Genomic DNA, 16,711 nt, shown 5'->3' with positions numbered 1-16,711 from the left:
ACCGCGACATGCCCACCCAGGAACGCCTGGCCGATTTCATCGCCACCGTGGTCCGCAACGAGCATGTCGAGGCGATCGAGCGCTTCTACGCGCCGCACGCGACGATGCAGGAAAACAATCACCCGCCGCGCGTGGGGCGCGACCTGCTGGTCGAGCACGAGAGGGCCGCCCTGGCGCGGCTTTCCAGGATGGAGACCGAGCCGGTCGGCGACGTGATCCACGACGGCGAGCAGGTGGTGATCCGTTGGGTCTTCCACATGACCGGCAAGGACGGTCAGACGAAGCGCTTCGAGGAGCTGGCTCACCAGCGCTGGGAAGGCGACTTTATCGTCCGCGAGCGGTTCTTCTACGACCCGGGCCAGTTCGCCTGATGGCCGATGATCCGCGTGATCCGGAGCGCGACCGCCTCTCCGGCCGCCTCTCGCGCTTCGCCAAGGTCGGCGCGGGCCTGTCCGGCGCCGCTGTCTCCTACGGCGCCAACCGCATGTTCGGCGGCGATGACGCCGACTCCCGCAACGCCAAGGCGCTGAAGTCGGCGTTGGGTGGGCTGAAGGGACCGTTGATGAAGGCGGCCCAGATGTTCGCCACGGTGCCCGACCTCCTGCCACCCGAGTTCGCCAAGGAGCTGGCCGAGCTGCAGACCAACGCGCCGGCCATGGGCTGGCCGTTCGTGCGCCGGCGCATGGCCGCCGAGCTGGGGCCGGACTGGCAGGGCCGGTTCGGGAGCTTCGAGCATGAGGCCGCTGCGGCCGCCTCTCTGGGCCAGGTGCACCGCGCCACGGCCCATGACGGGCGCGCCCTGGCCGTGAAGCTGCAATATCCCGACATGCAGAGCGCGGTCGAAAGCGACCTTGGCCAGCTGCGCGCCCTGATCGGGCTCTTCAAGCGCATGGACGGCTCGCTCGACCCGTCCGAGGCCATCATCGAGATCGGCGACCGGCTGCGCGAGGAGCTGGATTACGGGCGCGAAGCCAAGCTGATGGCCGTCTATGGCACCTACTTCGCCGGCCGCGATGACATCCGCACCCCGACGCCCGTTCCGGAGCTATCCACAGGACGCCTGCTGTCGATGACCTGGCTGGAGGGGCGGGGCCTGATGGCCTTCAATGACGCGCCGCAAGAGGTCCGCGATCGCATCGCCGCCCTGCTGTTCGAAGCCTGGTGGAGCCCGATGACCCACATGGGGATCATCCATGGCGACCCGCACCTGGGGAACTACACCTTCGGCGGGGAGGGCGCCGCGCACCTGAACCTGCTGGACTTCGGCTGTATCCGCGTGTTCCCGCCGCAGTTCGTGGCGGGCGTGGTGCGGCTCTATCGGGGCTTGTCGAACGACGACCGCGCCGAGCAGGTCGAGGCCTATCGCAGCTGGGGCTTCACGGGCCTGACCGACGATCTGGTCGACACCCTCAACGTCTGGGCCCGCTTCATCTATGGCCCGCTGCTGGACGACCGGGTCCGCACGGTGGCCGACGACGTCCCACCCGGCGAGTACGGTCGCCGCGAGGCTTTCAAGGTGCGCCAGGCGCTGAAGGCCCAGGGGCCGGTGACCATCCCCCGCGAGTTCGTGTTCATGGACCGCGCGGCGATCGGCCTGGGCGCGGCGTTCCTGCATCTGGGCGCGCGGCACAATTGGCGGGCGCTGTTCGAGGCGTCGCTGGAGGGGTTCTCGGAGGAGGCCCTGGCCGAGCGGCAGAGGGAAGCGCTGGCCAAGGTCGGGCTCTAACTTCCCGTGTCCATCCCGGGTCGGCTTCGCCGCCCGGGATGACGAGGTTTCAGTTCTCATATTCTCGCAGCAAGCCCTCCAGCCGCCGCTGCTCGGGCTTCATCACCCAATAGTAGCGCGCCGAGTTCCACCCCACGCTCGCCGCCAGGGCCACGCCGAACACCAGCAGCATCTGCCAGGCGTCGCGCTCGGTGGCCTTGCCGACGTCCTTCAGCTGGCCGACGCCGACGAACATCGGGGTCAGGAACACCGGCAGCATCATCCAGAAGATCCGGACATTGGCGCGCGCTCGGCGGTTGGCGGCCAACAGGGCCTCGAGCGTGTCGCGAACGGGCGAGCCCGCCGATTTTCCCCGGTTGCGCATCAGAATTCCCACGGTCAGCACCGCCGCCAGCGCCAGCCAGCAGACCCCCATCATGACCAGCGAGGCCCACTCCTTGCCCGGGTCCATGCGGCCGGAAACGACCGCCTGGGCGGCGATGACCGAGAAGATCGTCATGGCGGCGACCGGAATGGCGAAGAGCAGGATCTCGCCACGACGGCGAGCTTTCAGAGCGTGCATCAGTTCCTCCATCAGATAGGCCTGGGCGCGGTCGTCCGGCGTATTGGCCGGCGAGCGCCAGGCGGCTTGCAGTTCATCGAATTCCGTCATCGGAACCCTCCACGAGGCTGGTGACGCGCTGGCGGATACGGGTCAGGCGCGCCCCGACATTGGTTTCGGACAGGCCGTGCAACTGGGCGATCTGGGCGTAGGCCACCCCGTCCAGCGACAGCAGGATCAGCGACCGCTCGACCGGCGGCAGTTGGCGGATCGCCGCGTAGAGCCGTTCCAGCAGGGCGGCCTGCGGATCGGTCCCGGCGTCGCGCATGAGAAGCTCGGCCTCGACCGCCACGCCCCGCAGTCGTCGGCGGTTCTCGCCGCGCCGCCAGGTGAGGGCGGCGTTGTGGGCCACGCGGTGCACGAAGGTTCCCGCTGTGCTTTCGTCGCGAAACCTCGGCCGCGCCTTCCACAGGGCCAGGGTCATCTCCTGCAGGAGATCGTGCTGGTCCGGGCTCTCGGCGAAGGCGCGGGCCGTCCGGTGCAGCATCGGCAGATGCGGCGCCAGCCAGGCGGCGAAGTCCCCATCCGTGTCTTGGTTGCGGCCCATCCACTCCCCAGCCTCTTGGCCTGTTTCGAAAGGTTAGACGCCGGCCGGGGCGGCGTCCTTACGGAAGGCTTTCGTTTCTTTCAAACGCTCGTTAGCCTGATCCCATGTCCGACGATCTGACAGACGCCCAGACTGGCGCGATCCCCGAAGGCTTTTCCCAGCTGAACTGGTCGCGCGGCTTCGGCCGCCAGATCGGCCCCTTGTTCGAGCACAGCGAGGGGCCGGGCCAGGCGCGCCTGGCTTTCCGGGTCGAGGAGCACCACACCAACGGCCTGGGCAACTGCCACGGCGGCATGCTGATGAGCTTCGCCGACATGGCCTGGGGCCGGATCATCTCGCTGCAGAAGTCCTACAGCTGGGTCACGGTGCGGCTGATGTGCGACTTCCTCTCGGGCGCCAAGCTGGGTGACTGGGTCGAAGGCGAGGGCGAGCTGATCGGCGACGAGGATCTGCTGTTCACCGTGCGCGGCCGCATCTGGGCTGGCGACCGGACCCTGATCACCGGCACTGGCGTCTTCAAGGCCCTGGCCCCCCGCAAGCCGCGCCCCGGCGAGCTGGCCTACAAAGACGAGGGCTGAGCATGGCGGACGACCAGACCCAGCCCGCGTCGCTTCTGGCGCCGTTCAAGGGCGAGAAGCCGCCCGCGCCGGCCTGGTTCGACGCGGCCATCGCGCAAGAACCCGAACGCTCGCTGATCGAGGCCGATGGGGCCAGGATCGAGCTGCTGACCTGGGGCGAGGTGGGCAAGCCGGGCCTGCTGTTCCTGCACGGCAACGGCGCCCACGCCGACTGGTGGAGCTTCATCGCGCCGTTCTTCGCGAAAGACTGGCGGGTGGCGGCGATCTCGTGGGCCGGCATGGGCGACAGCGACTGGCGCGAGGCCTATTCGGGCGAGACCTTCGCCGCCGAGATCTTCGCCGCCATCGACGCGGCCCAGCTGGAAGCCGGCGGCGTGAAGCCGATCCTGGTCGGCCACTCGTTCGGCGGCTTCCCCACCCTCTACTGCGCAGCCCTGCACGCCGACCGGCTGCGCGGGGTGGTCATGGCCGACAGCAGCATCCAGCCGCCGGAGAAGCGCTGGAAGGGCCCGCCGCCGCGTCCCATGCCGGGCAATCGGGTCTACGAGACCCTTGAGGACGCCCTGAGCCGCTTCCGCCTCGCCCCGCCGCAGCCGTGCGAGAACCTCTACATCGCCGACTTCATCGCGAGGCGCTCACTGAAGGCGGTCGAGGGCGGCTGGACCTGGAAGTTCGACCCGGCCATCTGGCAGCGCTTCAAGATGCCGGACCTGGGCTCGCTGCTGACCCAGATCGCCTGCCCGGCAGCCCTGATGTGGGGCGAGCGCTCGAACCTGATGCACGCCGAGACTCTGGACTACATGATCGCCCAGATGCCCAGGGACGTGCTGCTGCTGCCGCTTCCTGACGCCGACCACCACGTCATGATCGACCAGCCGTTGGCGTTCGTGGCGGGGCTGCGCGGGTTGTTGGCGGGGTGGGGTTAAATCCCTCTCTCTGAGAGAGAGGGAGGGGCCCGCCGCCGAAGGCGGTGGGAGGGTGAGTGGTTTCACCGCTGGCCGGTAGAATTTCGCCCCTTCCCTTGAATGCTCGCCAAGGTTAGCCAGTCGCAATGCGCCGCGCCTCGCCCTGAGAGGGTGTAACCACTCACCCTCCCACCGCTGCGCGGCGGGCCCCTCCCTCTCTCTCAGAGAGAGGGGTTTTCCGCGCCGGAGACCCGTCCTCTTGAACGTTGAATCCGGCCCTGTCCTCGTCTACACGCCCGATCGCGGGATCGGCGACCTGATGTGGCACCTGCCGACGATCCGGGCGATCGCGGCGACGACGCCGGAGGGCAAGGTGGTGCTGGTCGCGCGGCCGGCCAGCCGCGCCGCCGAGGTGCTGGCGGTGGAGCCGACGATCGCGCGCGTGCTCCACGCCCCGAACTACAAGGACAAGCTGAGGGGCGTCCGCGAGGTCATCGACTTCTACCGCATCTGCCGCGCTGAGAGGCCGCGCGCGGTGTGGATTCTGGAGAAGATCGACCGCCCCGCCATCGCCGCCTCCCTGGCCGGCGTGCCCGAGCGACGTGGTTTCGGCCTGGGGCACGGCCAGGAGAGCTTTCTGACCACGGGGCCGTTCCTGCCCAAGTCCATGCGGCCGGCCCACCGGATCGACAAGCTGGAGGCCTTCGAGAAGGCCCATGGCCTTGTCGTCGCCAGCCGCGAGCCGAACCTGAAGCTGGATCCCAAGGCGCTGGAGGCCGTGAAGGCCCGCTACGCCGACAAGCCCGGTCCCTGGTTGGCCCTGGGTATCGGCGCCAGCGAGCTGCCCCGCACCTGGCCGGCCGAACGCTTCGCCGAAACCGCCGCCCGCCTCGCGGACCTGTTCGGCACGGTGTTCTGGATCGGCGGCCCGCACGAGGGCGAGGCCGCCAAGGCCGCGATCGGCGACCTGCCGAACAATGTCGTCGCCTGCGACCTGACCCTGGACCAGTCGGCGGCCCTGATCGCCCTCTCGGCCGGCTTCCTGGGCAACGACTCGGGGCCGCTGAACGTGGCTGCCGCCGTCGGCACGCCGTGCGTCGGCCTGATGGGCACCGCGCCCGTGCCGGCCTACTCCCGCTGGCTCACGCGGCTGGACGGCGGAGAAGGGCGAATCGCGGACATCACCGTCGACCAAGCTGTCGAAGCGGTGCGCACCCGGTTCCTTAAGGAAGCATGGGACAATTCGCACGCTTGAGGCTTAGGGCCCCGCGTTGTATCGGGCGGGCTCGGTATCCTCCCTTTGCTTTCAAGGACGACACATGGCCGGCGACTATCAACGCGGTGAGATGGACATTCAGGAACAAGCGGCGACCTTCGCCGCGTTCAACGGCATGACCAAGTGGGGTTCGCTGGCCGTCTCGGTCCTGCTGCTGTTCATCACCCTGCTGTTCTGCACCAAGGCCGGCTTCGCTGGTAGCGCTATCCCCGCCGTCGTGCTGCTGGTCGGCGGTGTGTTCTTCATGCGCGACAAGCCCGCTACCGCTCACTGACACCGGTAGACATCGGCATATTTTTTCCCTGAACTGCTCGTCAAGCCTCGACAAGAGGCAAGACTATCCCCTACAGAGCGCCCCATGCTGATGAGCAAACAGCGCTCTGGGGAGGGGTATGCCGATGGCCGTTATTGCCGTCACAAAAGAGACCCGCGCGAACGAAACGCGGGTCGCGGCCACGCCTGAAACCGTCAAGAAGCTCGGCGCGGCCGGCTTCTCGGTGGTGATCCAGGCGGGGGCGGGGACGGCCGCGTCCTATCCGGACGCCGACTACGAGGCGGCCGGCGCCAAGATCGTCAAGACGGCCAAGGACGCCCTGAAGGACGCCGACGTCCTGTTCAAGGTGCGCGCCCCTGAGTCGGCCGAGATCGCGGCCCTCAAGAAGGGCGCCATCGTCGCCGCCGCGCTCAATCCGTATCAGGACAAGGAGACGCTGGACGCCCTGGCCAAGGCCGGCGCGACCGCGATCGCCATGGAGTTCATCCCGCGCATCACCCGCGCCCAGGTGATGGACATGCTGTCGTCCCAGGCCAACCTCGCCGGCTATCGCGCCGTGATCGAAGGCGCCGAGGCCTACGGCAAGGCCCTGCCGATGATGATGACCGCCGCCGGCACCGTCGCCGCGGCCAAGGTGTTCATCATGGGCGTCGGCGTCGCCGGTCTGCAGGCCATCGCCACCGCTCGCCGCCTCGGCGCGGTGGTCACCGCCACCGACGTGCGTCCGGCCACCAAGGAGCAGGTCGAGTCGCTGGGCGCCAAGTTCCTCGCCGTCGAGGACGAGGAGTTCAAGAACGCCCAGACCGCCGGCGGCTACGCCAAGGAGATGTCCAAGGAATACCAGGCCAAGCAGGCCGAACTGGTTTCCTCGCACATCGCCAAGCAGGACATCGTCATCACCACGGCCTTGATCCCGGGGCGTCCCGCGCCCAAGCTGGTCAGCGCCGCCCAGGTGGCTTCGATGCGCGCGGGCTCGATCCTGGTCGACCTGGCCATCGAGCAAGGCGGCAATGTCGAGGGCGCGAAGCTGAACGAGACGGTCTTGACCGCCAATGGCGCCAAGATCCTCGGCCACGCCAACCTGCCCGGCCGCATCGCCACCGACGCCAGCGCGCTCTACGCCCGCAACCTGGTGGCCCTGGCGACCCTGTTCACGACGAAGGAGGGCGCCTTCGCCCCCAACTTCGAGGACGAGATCCTGCAGGCCGCCGTCGTCACGCGTGACGGCGCGATCGTCCATCCGAACCTGAAGACCGCCTAACGCACATCAAGAGAAGGGAGGCCTCTAATGGAAGCCGTTGACCCCACCGTGTTCCGTCTGGCGATCTTCGTGCTCGCCATCTTCGTGGGCTACTACGTCGTCTGGAGCGTGACGCCCGCGCTGCACACGCCGCTGATGGCCGTGACCAACGCCATTTCGTCGGTGATCATCGTCGGCGCCCTGCTGGCCGCCGCGGCCCATGGCGCCAATGCCGACCTGGCCGGCGGCGCCGTCGCCGGCTCGACCTGGATCTCCAAGGGGGCCGGCGCGATCGCCGCGGCCTTCGCGGCGGTCAACATCTTCGGCGGCTTCTTGGTCACCCAGCGAATGCTGGCGATGTACAAGAAAAAAGAGAAGAAGTGAGCAAGCGAGAGCAGGGGGAACCACAACAATGAACGCCAATCTCGCCGCCATTCTCTACATCGTCTCGGGGGTGCTCTTCATCCTCGCGCTTCGCGGCCTTTCCAGCCCCGTGACCAGCCAGGCGGGTAACCGCAACGGCATGATCGGCATGGCCATCGCCGTCGGCACCACCCTGGCCACCCTGTGGAGCCAGGGCGCGCTGGACGCGGTGACCCTGGGCCTGATCCTGGGCGGCGTCGCCGTCGGGGGCGCAGTCGGGGCGATCATCGCCCGCAAGGTCGCCATGACCTCGATGCCGCAACTGGTCGCCGCCTTCCACTCGCTGGTCGGCATGGCCGCCTGTCTGGTGGCCGTGGCCGCCATCTATACGCCCGCCGCCTACGGCATCGTGGGCGAGGACGGGGCCGTCCACCTCAACAGCCTGATCGAGCTGTCGCTGGGTCTGGCCATCGGCGCCGTCACCTTCACCGGCTCGGTCATCGCCTTCGCCAAGCTGAACGGCAACATGGGCGGCGCGCCGATCCTGCTGCCGGCCCGCCACCTGCTGAACATCGCCATCGCCGCGGCCATCGTGGCCTTGGTCGTGGTGCTGGTGATCAGCGGCGGCGACGCCAAGTGGGCCTTCTGGGGCATCTTCGCGCTCAGCCTGCTGATCGGCGTCACCCTGATCATCCCGATCGGCGGCGCGGACATGCCCGTCGTGGTGTCGATGCTGAACAGCTATTCCGGCTGGGCGGCGGCGGCCCTGGGCTTCACGCTCGAGAACACCACCCTGATCATCACCGGCGCCCTCGTCGGTTCGTCGGGCGCGATCCTGTCCTACATCATGTGCAAGGGCATGAACCGCTCGTTCGTCTCGGTGATCCTGGGCGGCTTCGGCGCCGATGCAGCGGCTTCCGCCGGCCCCGGCGGCAAGGTCGAGAGCCGTCCGGTCAAGCAAGGCTCGGCCGACGACGCGGCCTTCATCATGAAGAACGCTTCGAAGGTTATCATCGTCCCCGGCTACGGCATGGCCGTCTCCCAGGCCCAGCACATCCTTCGCGAGATGTGCGACAAGCTGAAGGAAGAGGGCGTGGAGGTGAAGTACGCCATCCACCCCGTCGCCGGCCGCATGCCTGGCCACATGAACGTGCTGCTGGCCGAAGCCAACGTCCCCTACGACGAGGTCTTCGAGTTGGAGGACATCAACAGCGAGTTCTCGACGGCCGACGTGGCCTTCGTGATCGGCGCCAACGACGTCACCAACCCGGCCGCCAAGACCGACCCGACCAGCGCCATCTACGGCATGCCGATCCTGGATGTCGAAAAGGCCCGCACGGTCCTCTTCATCAAGCGCGGCATGGCCTCGGGCTATGCTGGCGTCGAGAACGAGCTGTTCTTCCGCGACAACACCATGATGCTGTTCGGCGACGCCAAGAAGATGGTCGAAGGTATCGTGAAGGGGCTCTAGAGCGTCTTCCTCGCGCTAAGACGACGAAGGCCCCGGTGGAAACGCCGGGGCCTTTTTCGTGGGCGGTGCATGCGACGACGACCGGTCTCGACCGTAGCCGGACGCCAAGACCCCTCTCTCTTTGAGAGAGGGAGGGGCCCGCGCCGCAGGCGTGGGAGGGTGAGTGGTTACACCCTTACCGAAAGAAACTCGGGCGAAGCGGTAGACGTCCGAAGGGTGTTTCTTGGCAACATCGATGGAACTGTTCAGGTTTCTCCGGCCAGCGGCGAAACCACTCACCCTCCCACCGCTACGCGGCGGGTCCCTCCCTCTCTCAAAGAGAGAGGGGATTTAGGCGTGCCAAACGAAACAAAGGCCCCAGGGTTACCTGAGGCCTCTGTCGCGGGGTGGGGAGTGTGGGGAGGTGGGAGAGTGTGGGTAAGCGGTACTGAAAATCACTTGGCGGCGAACTCGACCGTCTTGGCGCGCGCGGCGAAGGCCAGGGCCTTGCGTTGGGTCGAGGTCAGCTGGCGTTCCACGTCGCGGTGAGCTTCGGTCACGCACTGGCCGAACGACATGTCCAGCTGGTTGTTGCGCAGCTTGGCGCGGCAGACGGTTTCGCCGGCTTCCTGCACGCGGGCCTTGAACACGGCGGCCTGGGCGGGGTTGGACAGGTTCAGGTCGGCGAGCGAAATGGTGACCGACGGATCGCGCTCGGCGGCGTTCGCGGCTTGGGTCAGGCCCAGGATCGGCACGGCGGCCAGGCTCAGGCTGGCGACGGTGGTCAGGCTCATGATGAACTTGCGCATTTCTAAGTATCCCTCTGGCTTGGCGCATTTCCCTGCGCCGATGAATACTGTTTAGTCGCAAGGTTTCGCCAAGTCCCGTTACGTCTCAGTCATGACGTGTAATTAAGAGAGTGACTTGCTTTTAATGATGTGAACTTCTCGTAATCTAGGGTGAATACATGGCGGTTGTGGGGTGGGCTGGACCCCGGCGTAAACGAATGGTTAAGCTGCGCCCTGTTTTTGCCCCATGCGACATTCATACACCCCGCCGATTCACCATCCCGAAAGGTCGGGCATGAGAGCTAGGCCGCCTGCGCGCGGTCCTCTCGGCTGGCCGAACGTCGAAGAGGTAGCGGTTTGAACTCCAAGAGCCTGGCTGTTCCGCCCCAACATCTGCGCGTGGCCTTCTTCTCCATGCTGGGCGTCGCCGCCATGGCCGGGGCGCTGAACGGCGCCGTCGCCCTGGGCGAGTGGGTGTCCAAGGCCGAACCCGCCTCCGCCGCGCCGAAGCCTGTCGTTCAGGCCGCGGCCGATCCGGTTGAAGAGACCGAGGTCGCTCCGCCGAAGCCCGCCTACCAGTTCGACGCGCCGCTGCCGGGCCGGGTGATCAACTCGCCGTTCGGCTTGCGCCAAATGCCGTGGGAAGAGAACGGGCGCCTGCACCAGGGCGTCGACATCGCGGCGCCCGGTGGCGCGGCCGTCAGGGCCGCCGCCGATGGCGTGGTCAAGCGCACGGGCCTCAGCCCTACCTACGGCCGCTTTGTCGAGGTCATGCACAAGGGCGGCCTCACCACGATGTACGCCCACCTCGCCGGCCCCTCGAAGGGGATCAAGCGCGGCGTCTATGTGCATCGCGGCGACACCGTCGCTCTCGTCGGCAATTCCGGCCGTTCGACCGGCTCGCACCTGCACTTCGAGATCCGCAAGGGCGAGAAACCCCTGAACCCCAGCTTCTTCCTGGGCCGCAGCTTCGCCGAGGCGAACGACCTTCCGCTGAAGGCCGCCGGCAAGGTCTCGCGCAAGGTCCGTCTGGCCACGGTCTCCAAGTGGCCCAAGGGCGTGATCAAGCCGGGCGCTGGCGCGAAGGGCGACGGAATCCAGGTCGCGCGTCTCAAGAACGGCCGCGTCCGCGCCACCATCCCGGTGGTCGCCGCCCAGGCGTCCACGGCGCCCGCGCTGCCTCCCATCGGCGGTTCGGCCACTTAAAAGCTCCGATCCCGGTGCAACGCGCCTCGACGCGTCACAAAGCGTCACTACATTGAACGCCATGATCCAGTTCCTCGGTCGTGGCGTCGCGGGCTTCGCGCTTCTGCTTGTTTCCTACATCGCCGTCGGCGGGCTGATGAGCGCCGCCGGGGCGCCCAAGCCGCGAGGCCAGATGGTCGAGATCGAGCCGGGGCGAAAGCTGCGGCTGGTCTGCGAGGGGGCCAAGAGCGACAGGCCGGTCGTCTGGCTGGAGGCCGGGGCCTTCGGCTTCGCCGCCGACTGGGGCGGGACCCAGGAAGCCCTGACCGCCGCCGGCTGGCGCTCGTGCGCCTATGACCGCGCCGGCATGGGCTTTTCGCCCAAAGGCCCCAGCCCGCGCGACGGCCTGGCCATCGTCTCCGACTTCGAGAAGCTGGTCGCGGCCTCGGGCGAGCCTGGCCCCTACGTCCTGGTCGGCCACTCGATGGCGGGCCTGCGCCTGCGCGAATACGCCGGCCGTAACCCCGATAAGATCGCCGGCCTGGTCCTGGTCGACGCCGCCACGCCGGAAGCCGCCCTGAACCCGCGCATGCAGGGCTTCATCAAGGCCTTCGCCAAGGCGTCCCGGTGGGCCGCGCGCGGGGCCTCGATCGGGCTCTACAAGCCCCTGGTCCACACGCGCCTGGGCGACAAGATCGACCTACCCCCGGCGGCCAAGGCCGAGAAGGGCTGGGGTTTCGCCAATGGCCGCCATAACCGCACGGCGGCCGAGGAGGTCGGCCTCTGGGCGGAGGCCTCGGCCCAGGCCGCCGCGCAGCCGCAGTTCGATCCCAAATGGCCCCTGGCCGTGGTCACCGCCGGTCCCCGCCAGGGCCGCGAGACCTGGAAGGACCTGCAGGCCGCCCCGGCCCGCCGATCCGAGCATGGCCTGATCGATCATGTCGACGGCGCCACCCACACCCTCCTGATCGGTCGCCGTTTCGCCGACCACATCGTCAAGGCGGTCGCCTTCGTGGCCGACGCCCACAAAAAGGGCTGATACAACTTCTGGAACTGTAGATTCTGGAGGTCTCCGTCATGGTCAGCGCCGTCAGCCTGGAGGGCGTCAGCAAGACCTATGACGACTTCCACGCCGTAAGGGATGTCAGCTTCGAGGTTCCCGCCGGCCGGATCACCGGGTTCCTGGGCCCCAACGGCGCGGGCAAGACTTCGACCATCCGAATGATCCTGGGCCTGCTGCCGGCGACGGCCGGGCGGATCAGCGTGCTGGGGGCTGACGACGCCCAGAAGGTGCGCGAGCGGATCGGCTTCCTTCCCGAGGAGCGCGGCCTCTACAAGCGCATGACCCCGATCGACGCCATCGCCTTCTTCGCGGGCCTGAAGGGCGTGCCGGAGGCGGACGGGCGCAAGCGGGCCAAGGCCATGCTGGAGGCGCAAGGCCTGGGCTACGCCATGAAGCGGCCGATCAAGGATCTCTCCAAGGGCATGGCCCAGAAGGTCCAGCTGATCTCGGCCCTGGCGCATGAACCCGAGCTGGTGGTGCTGGACGAGCCGTTCTCGGGCCTGGATCCGGTCAACCAGCAGGCCTTGGAGGCGATGATCCGCGAGATCGCCACGCGCGGGGCCACTGTGCTGTTCTCCACCCACGTGATGCAGCACGCCGAGCGCCTCTGCGACAAGGTCGTGTTGATGGCGCGGGGCCGGAAGGTGTTCGACGGCGACGTCGCCACCGCCCGCTGCGCCGCGCCCCGCGCCCTGGTGCTGGAGGGCGATCTCTCGGCCGATCAGGTCTCGGCCCTGCCGGGTCTGGGCGAGGTGACCTCGGAGGCCCTGCCCGATGGCGGCTGGCGGCACGTGGCTGTCCTGCCGCCAAATGGGGTGGGGGTCGGCACAGGTCAGGACGCCCTCAAGGCCGCCTTCGCCCGCGACCTGGCGCTGCGAAGGTTCGAGCTGAAGGAGCCCAGCCTGCATGACGCCTTCATCGTCCTGACGGGAGGCCAGGCATGAGCCGTCTGCTGAAGATCGCCCGCCGGGAATACCTGGCCTATGTCCGTACCGTCGGCTTCTGGCTGTCGATCATCGCCCTGCCGCTGGTGATGGGCGTCAGCGGCCTGGCCCCGTTGATGGCGATGAAGGCCGCCAAGCCCGAGCGGCTGGCCATCGTCGACCTGACCGGCCAGAATCTGGGCCCCGCCATCGCCCGGTCGCTGGTCGAGGACCAGAACCGCGATACGGCCCGGGCCCTACGCGCCGCGGCCCTCTCCGCCGCCGGTCCCAAGGCCCAGGAGGAGGTCCGCAAGGCCCAGGCGCAGGGCGGCGACGCCGCCGGCCGCGAGGTGCTGGCCCGCTACAATCCGACCGCCGCCGCCCGCTTCAAGGCGCCCAAGGCGCGGACCCTGGTGCTGCCCGCGTCCGCCGAGGCCCAGAACGCCGCCACGCCGCGCGAAGCCGGCCTGATCGCCCGCCGCGAGGTCGACGCCAAACGTCTCGATTCGGTGCTGATTCTGAGCGGCAAGGACGAGGCGATCGTCATGGACCTGTGGAGCCGGAACCTGGCCGCCCCGGTCCTGGAAGGCGACCTGAGGGGCGCTGTCGGCGACATCATGCGCGAGCGGGCCCTGGCCCGGGCCGGCGTCTCGTCCCAGACTCTGAAGGCGGCCGACGCGCTGAAACCGACCTTCAACAGCCTGTCGCCCAAGGCCGCCTCGGGCGAGAAGGTGGCCCTGCGCGACCGCCTGCCGACCTATGTCGGCCTGGCCGCCGGCTTCCTGCTGTGGTCGATGGTGATGACCGGGGCCAGCATCCTGCTGAACAGCGTGATCGAGGAGAAATCGAGCAAGATCCTCGAGGTGCTGCTGTCCTCGGCCTCGGTCCCGGAGATCATGGGCGGCAAGATCCTGGGCGTGGCGGGCCTGACCCTGACCGTGCTGGGCATCTGGGCCCTGGGCGGATGGCTGGCCCTGATCAACTTCGCGCCCGGCCTGGCGGGCGACCTGATCGCCGTCCTGCTGGGCAAGGGACTTATCCTCTATTTTGGCGTCTATCTGGTCGGCGGCTACCTGATGTACGCGGCGCTGTTCGCCGGCATCGGGGCCTTCTGCGAAAGCCAGCGCGACGCCCAGACCCTGCTGGGGCCGATCATCATGGTGATGACCATCCCGATCATCTTCATGAGCCAGGCGATCCGCTCGCCCGAGTCGCCGATCCTCAACACCCTGTCGTGGATTCCGCCGTTCACCCCATTCCTGATGCCGGTGCGCATCGCCAGCGACCCGCCGACAATCCAGGTGATCGGCACGGCCGTACTGATGATCGCGACGACGGCGGCGATCCTGGCCTTCTCGGCCCGCGCGTTCCACGTAGGGGCGCTGGCGACGGGGAAGGTGGACCTGAAGACGCTGCTGGGACGGATCGTCCGCAGGCAGGCGGGGTAGGGGGCGCCTTGCATCACTGCCTCCCTAGGCCTTGTGCCTAGGGCCCAGCGCGCGGCTTGCCTCTGAATGGAAGGCGGGGCCCGTCAGTGTGGTCGTCCGCCTGGAGGCTCAGCATCAGCTGAACCATGGGTCCTAGGCACAAGGCCTAGGAAGGCGGGTATTTGGGGATTTCAGGCTTCCCTTGGAGCCCAGACACGACAAAGGCCGCGCGGATCACCGCGCGGCCTTTGGAATTCTTCGACAGTAAGCTTTTGAAGCTTACCGGCCGACCGGCTTCTTCGGCATCGGCAGCAGGCCTTCGCGCTGGGCGCGCTTGCGGGCCAGCTTGCGAGCGCGACGGACGGCTTCGGCCTTTTGACGGGCGCGCTTTTCCGACGGCTTTTCATAATGCACGTGCCGCTTCATTTCGCGGAACGAGCCTTCGCGTTGCATCTTCTTCTTCAGGGCCTTCAGCGCCTGATCGACGTTGTTGTCGCGGACGAAAATCTGGACCAGGGGTATCTCTCCATTCGACAGCCCGACCAATGTTCCCAAGTCCCTCTTGAGGGGCCGGGCGGGCGAACAAAACTGGGTAACCTGAGAGGGGTTCTCCCAGGCGATGAGGCGGGGCTGATAGCAGGGGCGAGGCGCTTTGTCCATGCGCGACGCGGCCTAAACACCGGTGTAGACTCGGATTCATGAGCGAAACCGTCGAACCCTCCGGCCAAGCTTCGGATCGAGCGGGCCAAACCTGGGCGGATACCGCCGAGCAACGCGTGCTGGACGAGGCCCTGCGCCTTGCGCCGAAGGCCGGCTGGAACGCCGGACTCGTCAGCCGCGCCCTGGCCGCCGCTGGCCTTTCCGAGGCCGAGGGTCAGCTGTTGCTGCCCGAAGGGCCGCGCGATCTGGCCGCCCTGCTGTCGCGACGCCATGACGCGGCGGCGCTTGGCCGCCTGAAGGCCTTCGACGTCGCCGCCCTGAAGATTCGCCAGCGAATTCGCGAGGGCGTGGTCGCCCGGCTCGACGCGGCCCAGGAGCATGCCGACGTGCTGCGCGCCCTGGCCGCCTTCCTGGCCTTCCCGACCAACCTGGCCCTGGCTTTGCGGCTGACCTGGGAGTCGGCGGACGTGATCTGGCGCTGGGCCGGCGATACGGCCACCGACGAGAACCACTATTCGAAACGGGCGATCCTGTCGGGCATCCTGATCTCGACCCTGGCCGTCGACGTGGCCTCGGGCCGCGCCTCGGCGCTGTCGCACCTGGACGCGCGCATCGACAACGTCATGGCCTTCGAGAAATGGAAGGCCGGCCTGAAGCCGATGGACCTCGCGGGCGAGGTCGTCTCGGCCTTGGCGCGGATGCGGTACGGGAAGTAGGGGCTAGCCCCCGAACGCGGCCGTCAGGCGGTCGAAATGGGCCTGCACGGGGCGCGGAGCCTCTTCGTTGGGCGACTCCACGTACATGCGGCGGTCCAGGTGCCGGACCCGCTCGTACAGGCGCTCGGAGCGCTGCAGCAGGTTGGTCAGGCCGAAGGGCAGTTCCTCGACGGGCGGGGCTTCGCCGGCGGCTTCCTCGCCCAGGCGATAGCTCTCGGCGCAGGCGGCTTCCGGCGGCATCTCGCCCTCGCGCACGGCCCGCTGGACCAGCAGCCATGAGGCGACCTGCATCAGGCGGGTCGTGAGGCGCATGCTTTCGGTGGCGTAGCCGAGCGCGGCGTTGCGGGACAGGATCTTGCTGTCATGACGGCCGGCGCCGTCGAGATAGGCGGCGGTCTCTTCGACCAGCTGCATGCCTTCCTCGAACGTCCGGTCGAACAGTTCCGATCGCGCGAAGTCCTGGATGACTCCAGCGCGCCAAGGCGTGTCCGCGAACGCGTTCAGTTCGGTCATAGCTACTCAATGCCCCTTCGAAAGGCCGCGAGGACGTCTCGCTCGACAGGAGGGAGTGCAACCCCCGTGCCAGAACCAACCGTCCCGTTTCGCGACCCGCCCCCTTTCGAACCGACCGTACTCAAAGGACGTCCGAGAGCGGATGACCGCCTTAAGACGCCAGTAACCTCACCGAAACCTTAAAAGAACCCTTAGTCCAGGCGACCAAACAGCGCATTGGCCGCGTCACGGCCTGCTTTCTTCTTGTTCAGCTGCGCTTTGGTGCGCTCGATTTCCGCCTGTAGGGCCTCGATACGCTCTTCCAGTTCTAAGACACCGTAGATTTCCAGGTCCTCGTGGGTGGTCTCGCTCAAAGCGCGGCCGCCGAAGGCGCGGGGTTCCGCGGGCTCCTCGAACATCGGCTCTCTCCCTAGGCGGGCGGGCTTCGCCCTGGTGTGCTGGACATCTGACGCCTACGTAGGCGGCAAGGCAAGTAC

Annotated in this window: 20 protein-coding genes; 14 read left to right on the top strand and 6 right to left on the bottom strand. The window is 67.8% G+C overall.

Annotated features, from left to right (window positions below; genetic code table 11):
* Positions 1–8: 8 nt before the first annotated feature.
* Together AC1RRV_RS16110 and AC1RRV_RS16105 are read left to right on the top strand one after the other, a co-directional pair.
* A complete protein-coding gene (locus AC1RRV_RS16110) occupies positions 9–371 on the top strand; it encodes a nuclear transport factor 2 family protein (RefSeq protein WP_492860666.1) in 363 nt (120 codons plus the stop codon).
* A complete protein-coding gene (locus AC1RRV_RS16105) occupies positions 371–1,726 on the top strand; it encodes an ABC1 kinase family protein (RefSeq protein WP_492860665.1) in 1,356 nt (451 codons plus the stop codon). Before AC1RRV_RS16110 ends, AC1RRV_RS16105 begins: the two co-directional genes overlap by 1 nt.
* Before the next feature lie 49 nt (positions 1,727–1,775).
* Here AC1RRV_RS16105 and AC1RRV_RS16100 read toward each other — a convergent pair whose 3' ends face one another.
* Positions 1,776–2,378: a hypothetical protein gene (locus tag AC1RRV_RS16100; protein WP_492860664.1), complete on the bottom strand. Its 603-nt coding sequence runs from the start codon at positions 2,376–2,378 to the stop codon at positions 1,776–1,778.
* Positions 2,362–2,874: an RNA polymerase sigma factor gene (locus tag AC1RRV_RS16095; protein ID WP_492860663.1), complete on the bottom strand. Its 513-nt coding sequence runs from the start codon at positions 2,872–2,874 to the stop codon at positions 2,362–2,364. The genes AC1RRV_RS16100 and AC1RRV_RS16095 overlap by 17 nt, the downstream gene beginning before the upstream one ends.
* A gap of 104 nt (positions 2,875–2,978) precedes the next feature.
* On the opposite strand from AC1RRV_RS16095, the gene AC1RRV_RS16090 reads away from it, so the two are divergent.
* The 7 genes from AC1RRV_RS16090 (at position 2,979) to AC1RRV_RS16060 (ending at position 8,981) form a co-directional block, all read left to right on the top strand.
* The gene (locus tag AC1RRV_RS16090) at positions 2,979–3,452 is read left to right on the top strand and encodes a PaaI family thioesterase (protein ID WP_492860662.1); all 474 of its coding nucleotides are present in this window, start codon (positions 2,979–2,981) and stop codon (positions 3,450–3,452) included.
* A gap of 2 nt (positions 3,453–3,454) precedes the next feature.
* Entirely contained in the window at positions 3,455–4,378 is a 924-nt protein-coding gene (locus AC1RRV_RS16085) for an alpha/beta fold hydrolase (RefSeq protein ID WP_492860661.1), read from the top strand.
* A gap of 298 nt (positions 4,379–4,676) precedes the next feature.
* On the top strand, positions 4,677–5,612 hold the full coding sequence (locus tag AC1RRV_RS16080; protein ID WP_492860849.1) for a glycosyltransferase family 9 protein: 936 nt from the start codon (positions 4,677–4,679) through the stop codon (positions 5,610–5,612).
* 64 nt (positions 5,613–5,676) lie between these two features.
* On the top strand, positions 5,677–5,907 hold the full coding sequence (locus tag AC1RRV_RS16075) for an aa3-type cytochrome c oxidase subunit IV (RefSeq protein ID WP_492860660.1): 231 nt from the start codon (positions 5,677–5,679) through the stop codon (positions 5,905–5,907).
* A 118-nt stretch (positions 5,908–6,025) separates the two neighbouring features.
* The gene (locus tag AC1RRV_RS16070; RefSeq protein WP_492860659.1) at positions 6,026–7,168 is read left to right on the top strand and encodes a Re/Si-specific NAD(P)(+) transhydrogenase subunit alpha; all 1,143 of its coding nucleotides are present in this window, start codon (positions 6,026–6,028) and stop codon (positions 7,166–7,168) included.
* Between the two features lie 27 nt (positions 7,169–7,195).
* Positions 7,196–7,531: a proton-translocating transhydrogenase family protein gene (locus AC1RRV_RS16065; RefSeq protein WP_476063300.1), complete on the top strand. Its 336-nt coding sequence runs from the start codon at positions 7,196–7,198 to the stop codon at positions 7,529–7,531.
* 28 nt (positions 7,532–7,559) lie between these two features.
* Positions 7,560–8,981: an NAD(P)(+) transhydrogenase (Re/Si-specific) subunit beta gene (locus AC1RRV_RS16060; protein ID WP_492860658.1), complete on the top strand. Its 1,422-nt coding sequence runs from the start codon at positions 7,560–7,562 to the stop codon at positions 8,979–8,981.
* A gap of 434 nt (positions 8,982–9,415) precedes the next feature.
* On the opposite strand, the gene AC1RRV_RS16055 is transcribed toward AC1RRV_RS16060, so the two are convergent.
* A complete protein-coding gene (locus AC1RRV_RS16055) occupies positions 9,416–9,769 on the bottom strand; it encodes a UrcA family protein (protein ID WP_492860657.1) in 354 nt (117 codons plus the stop codon).
* Between the two features lie 336 nt (positions 9,770–10,105).
* Between AC1RRV_RS16055 and AC1RRV_RS16050 the strand changes: the two genes are divergently transcribed.
* From AC1RRV_RS16050 to AC1RRV_RS16035, 4 genes are all read left to right on the top strand, one after another.
* Positions 10,106–10,954, top strand: a complete 849-nt coding sequence (locus AC1RRV_RS16050) for a M23 family metallopeptidase (protein WP_492860656.1) — start codon at positions 10,106–10,108, stop codon at positions 10,952–10,954.
* Between the two features lie 61 nt (positions 10,955–11,015).
* A complete protein-coding gene (locus tag AC1RRV_RS16045; protein ID WP_492860655.1) occupies positions 11,016–11,972 on the top strand; it encodes an alpha/beta fold hydrolase in 957 nt (318 codons plus the stop codon).
* A 38-nt stretch (positions 11,973–12,010) separates the two neighbouring features.
* On the top strand, positions 12,011–12,940 hold the full coding sequence (locus AC1RRV_RS16040) for an ABC transporter ATP-binding protein (RefSeq protein ID WP_492860654.1): 930 nt from the start codon (positions 12,011–12,013) through the stop codon (positions 12,938–12,940).
* A complete protein-coding gene (locus AC1RRV_RS16035) occupies positions 12,937–14,367 on the top strand; it encodes an ABC transporter permease (protein WP_492860653.1) in 1,431 nt (476 codons plus the stop codon). The genes AC1RRV_RS16040 and AC1RRV_RS16035 overlap by 4 nt, the downstream gene beginning before the upstream one ends.
* 258 nt (positions 14,368–14,625) lie before the next feature.
* Here the strand turns inward: AC1RRV_RS16035 and rpsU are convergent, their stop codons facing one another.
* Entirely contained in the window at positions 14,626–14,862 is a 237-nt protein-coding gene (gene rpsU / locus AC1RRV_RS16030) for a 30S ribosomal protein S21 (protein WP_099582401.1), read from the bottom strand.
* A gap of 182 nt (positions 14,863–15,044) precedes the next feature.
* On the opposite strand from rpsU, the gene AC1RRV_RS16025 reads away from it, so the two are divergent.
* Entirely contained in the window at positions 15,045–15,722 is a 678-nt protein-coding gene (locus AC1RRV_RS16025) for a COQ9 family protein (RefSeq protein WP_492860652.1), read from the top strand.
* A gap of 3 nt (positions 15,723–15,725) precedes the next feature.
* Here AC1RRV_RS16025 and rcdA read toward each other — a convergent pair whose 3' ends face one another.
* Together rcdA and AC1RRV_RS16015 are read right to left on the bottom strand one after the other, a co-directional pair.
* Positions 15,726–16,235, bottom strand: a complete 510-nt coding sequence (rcdA, locus tag AC1RRV_RS16020; protein ID WP_492860651.1) for a protease adaptor protein RcdA — start codon at positions 16,233–16,235, stop codon at positions 15,726–15,728.
* 191 nt (positions 16,236–16,426) lie between these two features.
* A complete protein-coding gene (locus tag AC1RRV_RS16015) occupies positions 16,427–16,633 on the bottom strand; it encodes a DUF1192 domain-containing protein (protein WP_492860650.1) in 207 nt (68 codons plus the stop codon).
* Between the last annotated feature and the right edge of the window lie 78 nt (positions 16,634–16,711).

This window comes from Caulobacter sp. GW821-FHT11E10, assembly GCF_058808375.1.
The sequence above is the reverse complement of the archived record's forward strand: the minus strand, read 5'-3'. Positions and strand labels throughout refer to the sequence as shown.